General features: G+C 65.9%; 15 protein-coding genes. 7 read left to right on the top strand and 8 right to left on the bottom strand.

The window, feature by feature from the left end:
* The first annotated feature begins 74 nt into the window (after window positions 1-74).
* Together U1839_RS04280 and U1839_RS04275 are read left to right on the top strand one after the other, a co-directional pair.
* The gene (locus U1839_RS04280) at window positions 75-899 is read left to right on the top strand and encodes a PP2C family serine/threonine-protein phosphatase (RefSeq protein WP_332802432.1); all 825 of its coding nucleotides are present in this window, start codon (window positions 75-77) and stop codon (window positions 897-899) included.
* A gap of 131 nt (window positions 900-1,030) precedes the next feature.
* Window positions 1,031-1,555: a gamma carbonic anhydrase family protein gene (locus U1839_RS04275; protein ID WP_332802431.1), complete on the top strand. Its 525-nt coding sequence runs from the start codon at window positions 1,031-1,033 to the stop codon at window positions 1,553-1,555.
* A 305-nt stretch (window positions 1,556-1,860) separates the two neighbouring features.
* On the opposite strand, the gene U1839_RS04270 is transcribed toward U1839_RS04275, so the two are convergent.
* Window positions 1,861-4,458, bottom strand: a complete 2,598-nt coding sequence (locus tag U1839_RS04270; RefSeq protein WP_332802430.1) for a M1 family metallopeptidase — start codon at window positions 4,456-4,458, stop codon at window positions 1,861-1,863.
* Between the two features lie 115 nt (window positions 4,459-4,573).
* On the opposite strand from U1839_RS04270, the gene U1839_RS04265 reads away from it, so the two are divergent.
* Window positions 4,574-5,533 (top strand): NAD(P)H-dependent flavin oxidoreductase, encoded by a 960-nt coding sequence (locus U1839_RS04265; RefSeq protein WP_332802429.1) that lies wholly within the window; start codon window positions 4,574-4,576, stop codon window positions 5,531-5,533.
* A gap of 85 nt (window positions 5,534-5,618) precedes the next feature.
* Here the strand turns inward: U1839_RS04265 and U1839_RS04260 are convergent, their stop codons facing one another.
* Both U1839_RS04260 and U1839_RS04255 read right to left on the bottom strand, forming a co-directional pair.
* The gene (locus tag U1839_RS04260; RefSeq protein WP_443030572.1) at window positions 5,619-6,080 is read right to left on the bottom strand and encodes a DUF1465 family protein; all 462 of its coding nucleotides are present in this window, start codon (window positions 6,078-6,080) and stop codon (window positions 5,619-5,621) included.
* An 82-nt stretch (window positions 6,081-6,162) separates the two neighbouring features.
* Window positions 6,163-6,360, bottom strand: a complete 198-nt coding sequence (locus tag U1839_RS04255) for a YdcH family protein (protein ID WP_281124529.1) — start codon at window positions 6,358-6,360, stop codon at window positions 6,163-6,165.
* Window positions 6,361-6,536: 176 nt separating this feature from the next.
* Between U1839_RS04255 and U1839_RS04250 the strand changes: the two genes are divergently transcribed.
* A complete protein-coding gene (locus U1839_RS04250) occupies window positions 6,537-6,692 on the top strand; it encodes a YdcH family protein (RefSeq protein WP_281124530.1) in 156 nt (51 codons plus the stop codon).
* Between the two features lie 44 nt (window positions 6,693-6,736).
* Here the strand turns inward: U1839_RS04250 and U1839_RS04245 are convergent, their stop codons facing one another.
* Window positions 6,737-7,114, bottom strand: a complete 378-nt coding sequence (locus U1839_RS04245; RefSeq protein ID WP_332802428.1) for a PilZ domain-containing protein — start codon at window positions 7,112-7,114, stop codon at window positions 6,737-6,739.
* 100 nt (window positions 7,115-7,214) lie between these two features.
* Window positions 7,215-7,676 carry an RNA polymerase-binding protein DksA gene (gene dksA / locus U1839_RS04240; protein WP_281124550.1) on the bottom strand — a complete coding sequence of 154 codons (462 nt, stop codon included), beginning with the start codon at window positions 7,674-7,676 and terminating at the stop codon, window positions 7,215-7,217.
* Window positions 7,677-7,868: 192 nt separating this feature from the next.
* On the opposite strand from dksA, the gene U1839_RS04235 reads away from it, so the two are divergent.
* On the top strand, window positions 7,869-8,117 hold the full coding sequence (locus U1839_RS04235; protein WP_332802427.1) for a hypothetical protein: 249 nt from the start codon (window positions 7,869-7,871) through the stop codon (window positions 8,115-8,117).
* Window positions 8,118-8,354: 237 nt separating this feature from the next.
* Here the strand turns inward: U1839_RS04235 and U1839_RS04230 are convergent, their stop codons facing one another.
* From U1839_RS04230 to U1839_RS04220, 3 genes are read right to left on the bottom strand one after another with little or no spacing between them, the layout of a single operon-like run.
* The gene (locus U1839_RS04230) at window positions 8,355-9,020 is read right to left on the bottom strand and encodes a hypothetical protein (protein ID WP_332802426.1); all 666 of its coding nucleotides are present in this window, start codon (window positions 9,018-9,020) and stop codon (window positions 8,355-8,357) included.
* Between the two features lie 12 nt (window positions 9,021-9,032).
* Window positions 9,033-9,224: a hypothetical protein gene (locus U1839_RS04225; RefSeq protein WP_332802425.1), complete on the bottom strand. Its 192-nt coding sequence runs from the start codon at window positions 9,222-9,224 to the stop codon at window positions 9,033-9,035.
* 26 nt (window positions 9,225-9,250) lie between these two features.
* Window positions 9,251-9,691, bottom strand: a complete 441-nt coding sequence (locus tag U1839_RS04220) for a host attachment family protein (RefSeq protein WP_332802424.1) — start codon at window positions 9,689-9,691, stop codon at window positions 9,251-9,253.
* An 88-nt stretch (window positions 9,692-9,779) separates the two neighbouring features.
* Between U1839_RS04220 and serS the strand changes: the two genes are divergently transcribed.
* Together serS and surE are read left to right on the top strand one after the other, a co-directional pair.
* Window positions 9,780-11,060 carry a serine--tRNA ligase gene (gene serS / locus U1839_RS04215; protein ID WP_332802423.1) on the top strand — a complete coding sequence of 427 codons (1,281 nt, stop codon included), beginning with the start codon at window positions 9,780-9,782 and terminating at the stop codon, window positions 11,058-11,060.
* Entirely contained in the window at window positions 11,060-11,824 is a 765-nt protein-coding gene (gene surE, locus U1839_RS04210; protein WP_332802422.1) for a 5'/3'-nucleotidase SurE, read from the top strand. Before serS ends, surE begins: the two co-directional genes overlap by 1 nt.
* The last annotated feature ends 10 nt before the right edge of the window (window positions 11,825-11,834 follow it).

The following is an 11,834-nucleotide window of genomic DNA, read 5'->3' as shown; positions in this document are numbered from 1 at the left end:
ACGCGCAACGGCAATTTGCGCCGCACGCCTCGACATGCTGATAAACGTCGTCAACCGATGCTAGGCAGTCAGGCATGCATTTCGACCTCATCCAATCGCTCAGCCTCGCCGGCTCCACCGCCAAACCCAACGATGACCGAGCAGGAGAAAACAACCGGCTGGGCTGGGTAATCGACGGTGCCACCGACCTCGGGCCAGCCGGGCTGATGGGCGGGCGCGGCGGGGCCGCATGGCTCGCGCGCGAAGCGCACGCGGCGTTCACGGCGGCACCCGACGCGCCGATCGAATCGATCTGCGTGGGCGTCGCGGATCACCTCGCCCGCGCCTATGCCAGCGCCCGGACCCGCGACCCGCTCGGCCGCTGGGAGCTGCCGATCGCCGCCTTTCTCGCCGCGCGGCTCGCCGATAGCGCGCTCGAATGCGCATGGCTCGGGGACTGTATCGGGCTGCTTCGCCATGGCGCCACGGTCACGCGGCTCGGCCCGGTGGTCGAGACACGCGACGCCGAGGCCGAGCGTGCCGCTGGCCTGGCGGAGCACGGACTGGGCGATGTCAAACGGAGCGCGCCCATCATCGAAAGTCTGCGCGCCTCACGCAGCCGGCCGGGGCTCGCGGTGCTGGGCGTCGAGCCGGAGGCAATGCAACAGCTGAAGACGTGTCGCCAGCCATGCGCGCCCGGCGACGAGCTATTGCTGATGAGCGACGGATTCTCGGCGCTGATCGATGCCTATGGAGCCTATGACGCGACCACATTGTTCGACACGCTCGAGGTCGAGGGGCTGGCCGGTCTCGGTCAAAAGCTTCGCGCGATCGAGGCCGCGGATTCGACCTGCACCCGCTTTCCGCGTTTCAAGACCTGCGACGACGCGACGGCATTGTGGCTGCGCGTCGCGGCGTAATCCCGGCACAGGATCATCGAATGGCCTGCGCCCTTCGCTGACGATGCCGGGCGATCAGCCGGCCTTTACATCGCGGCCGGCGCTGTCGAGAAAGGCGCCCTTCCCGCCGCCCTGACGAAGGTCCCTGCCTGATGCCGCTCTATGCCCTCGACGGAAAGCAACCCACCCTCGCCGCCGGCGCATGGGTCGCGCCCAGCGCCGACCTGATCGGTGACGTCCAGCTTGGCGAAGACGCCAGCGTCTGGTTCGGCGCGGTGATTCGCGGCGACAACACGCCGATCATCGTCGGGCCGCGCAGCAACATCCAGGAAGGGGCGATGGGGCACAGCGACGCCGGCACACCGCTGACGATCGGCGCGGACTGCACGATCGGCCATCACGCCGTCCTGCACGGCTGCACGATCGAGGACCGTGTGCTGATCGGCATGGGCGCGATCGTCCTCAACCGCGCGGTGATCGGTGCAGGATCGATCGTCGGCGCCGGCGCGCTGGTGACCGAGGGCAAGACCTTCCCGCCGGGCAGCCTGATCGTCGGGAGCCCGGCGCGCGCGGTGCGGACGCTCGACGACAACGCCGCCGCGATGCTGCTGATGTCGGCGGCGCATTATGTCGAAAAGGCGCACGCTTGCGCGACGGGGCTGACGCGGGTCGGCTGACCGCCCGTCCAACATTTTCACCTGCTCCGCCTGCAAAAACAGGTGCGACTTTTTTTGCCCGGTCGAGAAGCGATCAGATTTCGTCCTTGCCCGTGCGATATCAGTGATTTGGTACAGTTACCCCAATCCAACATAACAGGTGCGGAGCAGGTCGGCCGGCACCTGCCGAGCAGGAGCGAGCAGGTCAGCGAGCAGGCGCGGGATTTTCCTACAATCGACGATGCGAAAGAGCGATCGCGGGCACGCCGATGCGCGCCCGCGAGCTCGATCCTGCGCCACACGGCGCTACGATTGAATCAGGGCAATCAGCCCGCGCCGCCGCCCAGCCAGCTCGAAACCGCCGGCTTCAGTCGCTCTGCCGCCTGACGCCGCGTCTCAATCAGCGCCAGCGTCCGCTTCGCCCCGCCACGCGATGCCTCGGGCAGGTTCTTTTCGGCGAACGCCGTCACCTTGGCCGGCATCGCCGGATCGTTCGACCCGGCTGCCAGCCCAACGACGAACCCGGCGCGGGTGCTCGTCTCGAGGAAGCCGTTGACGAGATCCAGATTGGCAACCGCGAAGTCGAACGCCATGTCGGGATGCCGCGACGCGATGGTGGCAAGCAGGCTGGCCTTTTGCGGCGTGGTCAGCTCATCGCCATGCAACAGACCGAGTGCGCGCGTGGCCAGCGCGTCATCCTTGGCCGATCCGAGGAGCCGGACATAGCCGTTGCGCGCCACCGGGTTCTTCTCGGCCCGGGTGATCGCCAGCAGGGTTTCCCATTCCGCCGGCGTGGCGTTGCGCGCGAAGGTACCGAGGATCGGGCTGCGGATCGCTGGCGGGATCGCGTTCGGATCCTGCTGCAACCGGGAAACATAGTCGCGCGCCTTGGCCATCACGTCAGTGTCACCCGTCGCACCGAGCGAGGCGATCAGCGTTTCGCGCAAATTGGTGACCAGTGGCGACTCGCCCGGCTGCGCGGTGAACCCGACGCGCGCCATCACCGGTGCGAGCGTGGCACGCACCCTGGCGCGTAGCGGCTGCTCGAGCGGCGTGCCGCTGTAGAGGCCGATCATGCCGTTCAGGTCGCCCGCGGTCGAAGACCAGAGCAAGGCATTGCCGTCGACCGGCACCGCGGCCTGCAGCGCGAAATAGCGATCGAGGCTCTGATCGCCACTCATCGCCAGCGCGAAATCGTCGCCCAACGTGCCGAGCTGATCGGTCAGGTCGAGTTTCGCGAAATCCCGCACCAGCGCGGTATGGCTGGCATCGTCATACATCACGCGGACATAGCTTTGCTTGCCCTGGTTCAGGACCAGCGTGCCGCAACCCTTGACCGCCACCGTGGCGGGTGCCGCACCCGAGACGATCGCGCTGGTCACCGGACCACCGACGACGCCGAGCGTCATCGGCACGTGCCAGGTCTGTGGCTTCTTCGACACCGCGTCGAGACCGAAGCGCCCCTGCGTCAGCACCGCATTGGTCACGCCATTTTCGCAGCGCGCGCCGGTCAAGGTCACCAGCGGCACGCCACCCTGCAAGGTGAAGTCGTGTGCGACCTGCGCCACCGGCTTACCGGCAGCGGCCGCCAGCTCGTCCCACAGTTGGTCGGTGTCGGTGTTGCCGTGATTATATTTCGCCATGTAGCTGCGGATGCCGGTGCGGAACACGTCGGGGCCGAGCGTCGCTTCCATCATGCCGATCACCGCCTGGCCCTTCTGGTAGGTGATGCCGTCGAACGCTTCGCCCAGCTGGTCGACGGTTTCGACATGGCGGATGATCGGATGTGTCGCTGCCGTCGCGTCAAAGCCGAGCGCGCCCTCGCGGTCCTGCGATACGGCGGTCGCGCGCGCGTTCCAGCTCGGGTTGAGGTCGCTGCTGGTCTTGTTCTCCATCCACGAGGCAAAACCCTCGTTGAGCCACAGATCGTCCCACCAGCGCATCGTCACGAGGTCGCCAAACCATTGGTGCGCCATCTCGTGCGCGACGACGATGAAGATGCGCTCCCGGCCGCTCTGCGTCGCGCGCTTGGGGTCGAACAGCACCTCGGGCTCGAAATAGAAGATCGCGCCCCAATTCTCCATCGCGCCGAAAAACTGGCTCGACCCCGGCGCCGCGATCATATCGAGCTTGGGCAGCGGATAGGGCTGGCCGAAATAGTCGTTGTAATAAGCGAGCAGCTTCTTCGCCTGGCCCAGCGCATAATCGCCCTGGTCGACCACGCCGCGCCGGGTGATGATGCCGATCTCGGTCTTGCCGGCCATCACCGTCTTGCGCTCGACATCGCCCATGCCGAGAAACAGCAGATAGCTCGACATCACTGGCGACTGCGCGAAGCGATAGAGCTTACTGCCGTCCTTCTGCCTGGTCACCATCGTGGCGGGCATGTTGGAAAACGCCGTCTGATTGCCCGGCGCGACCGCGCTGAGCGTGAACTTCGCCTTGAACGCCGGCTCGTCCCACATCGGCGCGAAGCGCCGCGCATCGGGCGCCTCGAACTGCGTCGCGAGCATCCGCGCCGCCGATCCGTCGACATTGGTGTAATCGATGGCGAAGAAGCCCGCGGCCGACTTGTTGATCTTGCCGTCCCACGCCAGCGCCAGCTTGTGCGTCCCGGCTGCCGCTGCCTTGGGCAAAGTCACAGTCAGCAGCTGGTCGGCCCCGTTCACCGCGAAGGGCACGACTGCGCCGTCGAACGTGACCCGCGAGATCCTGAGCTCGGCCGCGTTGAGCTGGATCGTCGCGGTCGGCTTCTTCACAGCGATCGTCACCGTTTCATGGCCGCTGAAGGTCATCGCCTTGGCGTCGGGTGTGACGGTGATGTCGTAGCTGAGCGGTGCGACATCGGTCGGCAGCCGGCCTTGTGCGGCGAGTGCGGGCGCGGAAACGGTCATCAGCAGCAACGAGGCGTACGCGAACTTCATGGGGAGCTACTCCGGGGGGTGAGTGTGTTAGCGCCATAAGGCATCCGCGCGGCAAGGCAAACCGGACCCCGATCCGCACGCTGGACAGCCATTTCGGTTGCGCTATGAAACTCGCATGACGCTTCCCGCCCTGTTCGATCGCCTGCGCCTGCCCATCATCGGGTCGCCGCTGTTCATCATCTCCGGCCCCGAACTGGTCATCGCCCAGTGCAAGGCCGGAATCGTCGGGTCGTTCCCGGCGCTCAACGCCCGGCCCCAGGCGCTGCTCGACGAGTGGCTGCACCGGATCACCGAAGAGCTGGCGGCACATAATCGCGACAATCCCGACCGCCCGGCTGCGCCCTTCGCGGTCAACCAGATCGTCCACAAGTCGAACGACCGGCTCGAGGCCGATCTCGCCACCTGCGCCAAATGGCAGGTGCCGATCGTCATCACCTCGCTCGGCGCGCGCGAAGACCTCAATACGGCAGTTCACGCCTGGGGCGGCATCACGCTTCACGACATCATCGACGACCGCTTCGCGCGCAAGGCAATCGAAAAGGGCGCCGACGGCCTGATCGCGGTTGCTGCCGGTGCCGGCGGCCATGCCGGGCGGCTCTCACCCTTCGCCATCGTCCAGGAAATCCGCCAGTGGTTCGACGGGCCGCTCGCCCTGTCGGGTTCGATCGCGACGGGTGGCGCCGTGCTTGCCGCCCAGGCGATGGGCGCCGATCTCGGTTATATCGGCTCGCCCTTCATCGCCACCAAGGAAGCCAATGCGCCCGAGGCGTACAAGGACGGGATCGTCGCCGGCAAAGCGGCCGACATCGTCTATTCCAATCTCTTCACCGGCGTACACGGCAATTATCTGCGCCAGTCGATCGTCGACTCCGGCCTCGACCCCGACAATCTCCCCGAGGGCGATCTCAAGACGATGGATTTCGGCGGCGGCAACAGCGCGAAGCCCAAGGCGTGGCGCGATATCTGGGGCTCGGGCCAGGGTATCGGCGTGGTCGACAAGGTCGAGTCGGTCGCGGACCGCGTCGATCGGCTCGAGGGCGAATATCTCGCCGCGCGCGCGCGCCTGAAGCTCTGACACGAAAACGGCGAGCGGGACATGCCCGCTCGCCGCTCCCTTGCCGCTACAGCCCCCCGCAGCGGCTCCCCCAAGCGCGAAAAACCTAGAAAGCCATGGCCAGCCGGTCGAACATCGAGCGCGCCGGGCTCGGCGCGGCCATCTCGCTCGCCTGCGCGTCGTCCAGCCGCGCGACGCGACGATAAAGCTCGGCGCTCGCCGCGATCAGGCTGCGCGCCACCGCGGGCATCGCCCGCGTCGCGTCCTCATCGCTGATCGGCGCCGGTCCCAGACGTCGCGAAGGATCGAGCGCATCGCGCGGGGTCATTTCGCCGGCATCGACCGCGCGCTGCGTCAACAGCCACGCGATGATGTGCATCAGCCGAGTCGTGACCTTGAGCGATTCGCACGAGAAGGACACCCGCGCCATTGGATCGAGCGCCTCGCGATCGGCCCGGCCACCCTCGTCGAAATAGGCGCGCGCCTCGTCGGCCAGCACCATGGCGTCGATATACAAGGTGTCGATCAGGCGACGATGAAGTCGCGATTCGGAAAGGGGGCCGTCCATCCCGGAAAGGTCTGACATAAACAGGACGTTAACGACATAGCGCTTGCGCGGCATCGAAACCGGCCGGCCGTCCCAAAGCGGATCAGGCGATGATGTCCGGGATCAGTTGATCTTCCAGCAGCGCAATCTCGTCGCGCAGCCTCAGCTTGCGCTTCTTCAGGCGGGCCAGCTGCAACTGGTCGGTCGATCCCGTCTCGAACAGGGCGCCGATCGCGGAATCGAGGTCGCGATGCTCGATCCGTAACATTTCCAGACGCTTGGCGATCAGTGTCTCGTCCATCGAATCCCCGTGCGATGCGACTTGCTTCGATCGTGCTTGGCCGCCTCGCCCTGCAAAAACAAGCCGTCGCGAAAATTGCCTCGTTACGTCGCGAACCTCGTCGATTCGGGGAGACATTTAACTGTCATCATGTTCTACTTTGCTCCCCCCGACCAGCAATGCAGGAGAATGCATCCATGCAGACCGCGCACTACTCGGCTCTCGAAGCCAAGCACGCCGTCCTGGACCGACAGATCGCCGACGAAACGCATCGGCCGATGCCGGACCCCGCGACACTCGCGGCGCTGAAGAAGCAGAAATTGCGAATCAAGGAAGAGATGGCCGGCCTGTAAGCCGCCCGACGCGGTCTCGGCGCCGGCTCGACCGGGCGCCGGGATCAGCGACGCGGCATGATCGGCTTGACGTAGACGGGGGTCTTCGCGCCCATGCCGACCGGTTTGCGTGCCAGCATCGGGTCGATCTGACGGTCGAAGGCAACGCCGATCCGCCCGGCCGCCGACCATGCGACTTGGCCGGTGATCCAGCCGATGCCGCGAACCTCGAACTCGATCGCCATACCCTGCTGCAGGATTTCCGAATAATCCGCCATCAGCCCGCCAGGCGACAGGTTGCGCACGCGGATCTGCTGCACGTCCCGTGAGCCGGGCACGCGCATGTCGGCCATCAGGAAAAGGCTGTCGCGCGATTCCTGACGATTGCTGGCGGGATCGTCGTTGGCGACGCCGCTGAAAGGGTCATTCGAATATTGGTCCATGGTCCGATCTGCATCGACCTCCGTGGCATGATGATTAGCCGGGAAATCGTATCGAACTGCTTAAGGACCATGCCGACGACCCATCGCGGCACGACAAAAATCAGTCCTCGCGCGAGACCTTTTCGTTGCGCTCGTGCCGCTCCTGCGCCTCGACCGTCATCGTCGCGATCGGCCGTGCCTCGAGCCGCGCCAGCGAGATCGGCTCGCCGGTCACCTCGCAATAGCCATACTCGCCCTCCTCGATGCGGCGAAGCGCCGCGTCGATCTTGGAGATCAGCTTGCGCTGGCGATCACGCGTGCGCAGTTCGATCGACCAGTCGGTCTCGCTCGATGCGCGATCGGTCAGATCCGCCTCGCGCAAGGAATCGACCTGCAGTTGCGACAGCGTGCCCTGCGCCTCGCGCAGGATCGCGTCTTTCCACGCCAACAGCTTGTCGCGAAAATATGCCAGCTGACGCGCGTTCATGAAAGGCTCGTCGACACCGGGTCGATAGCCGTCACCGCCCCCGGCGGGCGGAATGAAATTTGCGGATTCGTCGAAGTGATTCAAAGCCGTCGCCATCCCCACTCTCCCTCGGTCGCGGCAGCACCATGTAGATATCTTGCCACCGACCCCATGCGCCGGCCCTATAGCCATGCCGTCCGCGCACCACAAGCAAGAGAGCAAGCATTTGCTGTCACTTAATTTGTTCAAAGGCGTGCCATCCGGCGTTGCTCCACACCCAATCTCGCGATCGATGATGTTCGCCAAGCCATGATCACGCGCCGCCTGTTAACCAATATACCGTACCATCACGAAACATTAACCATGAAAAGCACGGCGGCACGCGACAAATACGCCGTAAGCATCACTTTCATTTGGTTAATGATGTTGCGCTTAACGCTTTATTTTGCAGTTTGGCGTGATAGCGGCTTAACGGCGGCTACGGGTTTACCTCCGGCCACAGTAATAGAGCCGGTAGCGAAAGAGCGACGTCATGTCAGTGCGGATGGCCATTGCTAAACTATGCGCTTGCGCATGCGGGGGCGCGCTCGTCGGCGGCGGGGCGGTTCATGTCGCAGAGGGCGCACAAACCCGCCATTATAACCGGGTCGTCAAGCGGGTCGTTCGGCACACCACGTCGGTGGCGAGCACCGGCGGCTCCCGCGTCCGCCGAGTCGTGACGCAGACCCGCGCGGTCTGCCCGCCGGCCGTCGTGACGGTAACCAGCCAGGGCGCACCGATTCCCCTGCCCCCGTCCTATGCCCAATCCGGCGCACCGTTCGTTTCCGGCGGCGGTGGCGGTGGTGGCGCCGCCGCAGTGGTTGGCGGCAGCGGCGGGTTCAGCGGCGGCGGATTTTTCGCCGGTGGCTTCTTCGGCGGCGGGTCGAGCGGCGGGAGCGGTGGCATTGTCATCTCCTCGACCTCAAGCAGCACCGGTTCCAGCGGGACGTCCAGCGGTACGTCGAGCGGATCGAGCGGCACCGTGATCAACATTTCGTCGACGTCGAGCAGCGGCGGTTCGGGCGGCTCGTCCAGTTCGACCAGCACCGGCGGGTCGTCGACGAGTACGGGTGGCTCCTCCACATCGACCAGCACCGGCGGCTCATCCACCGGCGGCTCGTCGACCTCGTCGAGCACCGGCGGTTTCTCGTCCGGCAGCACTTCCTCGACCTCCAGCGGCAACGTCTCCTCCGCGAGCGGCGGAAGTTCGGGCAATGTCTCCTCGGCGTCGAGCGGTAACGTCTCCTCGGCCTCGTCGTCGTCGTCGAGCGGCAACGTCTCGTCGTCTTCCTCATCGAGCGGCAACGTTTCCACCTCCTCGTCGACCTCGTCCTCCTCATCGTCGAGCGGCAATGTCGCCTCGTCCACGTCGAGTTCTTCGAACGGCTCGTCGAGCAGCAATTCGTCGGCAAGCTCGTCCAACGGTTCGAGCAGCTACGGGTCGAGCAGCCATGGCTGGAGCAGCAATGGCGGCTGGAGTTCCAATGGCGGCTCGAACGGCGGGCACGGATCGAGCGGCAGCACCGGGTCGACCGGCGGCCCGCCCGCCCCCGTCCCGGCACCGCCGATGGTCCTGCTGTTCGGCGCGGCTGCAGCGGCACTCGTCGCGCGCAAGCGCTTCGCCAAGCCGACTCGCATTACCGCCTGACGCGTCAGGCGGCGAGCAGCGCCGCCTCGATATCCGCAATCGTATGGCCGGTGAGATCCTTGTGGAGCTCGCCGGTCAATTTGTCGCTTACCGACGCGTGGTAATGCTTGCGGAGTTCGCCCAGCGTGTGCGGCGGCGCGATGACGATCAGCGACTCGAACGAGCCCGCAAGCGCGCGTCGCTTGAGCAGGTCGGCGGCGGCGGCGGCAAAGCGATCCTCCGCCAATTGGTGAAAATCGGCCTCGGAAAACGAATTCTGCCCCGCGCTGCCCCGCGCGCCGGCACGGCCCGCGGCATCGCTCTTCTGGTCGCGATCGTCGGGATTGCGCTGTTCCTCGGCATGTTCGACGACGAGATGCGGATGGGTCGAATCGCCTTCGTTACGCAGAAACAACATCTTGCGACCATCGGCGACGAGCACGCATACATTATGGCTTAGTTGCATTGGGACGGTCCTCTCGAAAACCCTGCACTCAACGCATGGTGGCAGCCACGGGTTGCGTAGCGCCAGACCGGCCGCCATAGCGCCGCACATGCACGACATACGCCTGATCCGCGAAAATCCCGAGGCCTTCGACGCCGGGCTTGCTCGTCGCGGCCTCGCGCCCTCGGCCGCGACCCTGCTGGCGCTCGATGAGAAGCGCCGCGCGCTGATCACCCGGGCACAGACCGGACAGGCGCGCCGCAACGAAGCGTCGAAGGCGATCGGCGCGGCCAAGGCGGCGAAGGACGAGGCAACCGCCGCCGCGCTGATGGCCGAGGTCGCCGAACTCAAACTCACCATGCCGGCGATCGAGGCCGAGGAAGCCGCGCTGGGCGAGGAACTCAACGGCCTGCTCGCCGCGATCCCCAACCTGCCGCTCGCCGATGTCCCCGAGGGCCTCGACGAAGACGGCAATGTCCTCGTCCATACACGCGGCACACTCCCCGAATTCGCCTTCGCGCCGCGCGAGCATGACGCGATCGGCCCCGCGCTGGGCCTCGATTTCGAGACCGGCGCAATGCTCGCCGGCACGCGCTTCACGCTGCTGCGCGGCCCGCTGGCGCGGCTCTATCGCGCGCTCGGCCAGTATATGCTGACCGTGCTCGCGCGCGATTATGGCTATGAACAGGTCGTCCCGCCGCTGATGGTCCGCGACGAGATCATGTTCGGCACCGGCCAGCTGCCCAAATTCGCCGAGGATTCGTTCCGCACCACCGACGGTCGCTGGCTGATCCCGACCGCCGAGGTCAGTCTGACCAACATCGTGCGCGAGCAGATCCTGCCTGAAGGCGAACTCCCCATGCGCTTCGCCGCGCTGACGCCGTGCTTCCGCTCCGAGGCGGGTTCGGCCGGTCGCGACACGCGCGGTTTCATCCGCCAGCACCAGTTCGACAAATGCGAGATGGTCTCGATCGTCACGCCCGACCAGTCCGAGGCCGAGCATGAGCGCATGACCGGCGCGGCCGAAGCACTGCTCACCCAACTCGGCCTGCCCTTCCGCCGCATGAAGCTGTGCAGCGGCGACATGGGTTTCTCGGCTGCGCGCACCTATGATCTCGAGGTGTGGCTGCCCGGCCAGGGCCGCTATCGCGAAATCTCCAGCTGTTCGACCTGCACCGACTTCCAGGCGCGTCGCATGAATGCGCGCTATCGCCCTGAAGGCGAAAAGAATACGCGCTTCGTCCACACGCTCAACGGCTCGGGGCTGGCGGTCGGTCGCACGCTCGTCGCGGTGATCGAGAATTACCAGAATGAGGACGGTTCGATCACCGTGCCCGAGGCCTTCGTGCCCTTCATGCACGGCGTGACGCGCCTCGAACCGACTCGCTGATGCGCATCCTGCTGACCAATGACGATGGCTATCACGCCCCCGGGCTGAAAGTGCTCGAGGAGATCGCGGCCACTTTGTCCGACGATGTCTGGGTCGTCGCCCCGTCGGAAGAACAGTCCGGCGCCGGCCACTCGCTGACGCTCAGCCGCCCGGTGCGCGTGCGCCGGCACGGCGACAAGCGCTACGCCGTTTCCGGCACGCCGACCGATGCCGTGATGATGGCGCTGGCACGGCTGATGAAGGACACGCCGCCCGACCTGATCCTGTCGGGCGTCAATCGCGGCGCCAACCTTGCCGAGGACGTGACCTATTCGGGCACCGTCTCGGCAGCGATGGAGGGCGCGCTCGCCGGCGTGCGCTCGATCGCGCTGAGTCAGGTCTATGCCCGTGAAGGCATGGGCGATGCCGTCCCCTTCGCCGCCGCGCGCGCCTGGGGCGAGCGCGTGCTGCGCCCGATCCTCGCCACGCCCTATGAGCGCGGCACGCTGATCAACGTCAATTTCCCTGCCGTGCCCGATGACGCCGTCAAGGGCATCCGCGTCGTCGGCCAGGGCATGCGCGACTATGGCCGGCTGCAGATCGTCACCAATCGCGATCCGCGCGGTTACGAATATCACTGGTTCGCGCTGGGTCCGCTGGTGCATACCCCGGCCCACGCCACCGACCTCGAAGCCGTCGCCGACGGTTACGTCGCGGTGACGCCGCTGCATCTCGACCTGACACATCGCGACTCGCTCGCTATGCTCGACGCCGCGTATCGCTGACGGGAGGGGA

This window comes from Parasphingomonas halimpatiens (genome assembly GCF_036663795.1).
GTDB lineage: Bacteria > Pseudomonadota > Alphaproteobacteria > Sphingomonadales > Sphingomonadaceae > Sphingomonas.
Note: the sequence above shows the minus strand (reverse complement) of the source record. Positions and strands in the feature narration are given on the sequence as shown.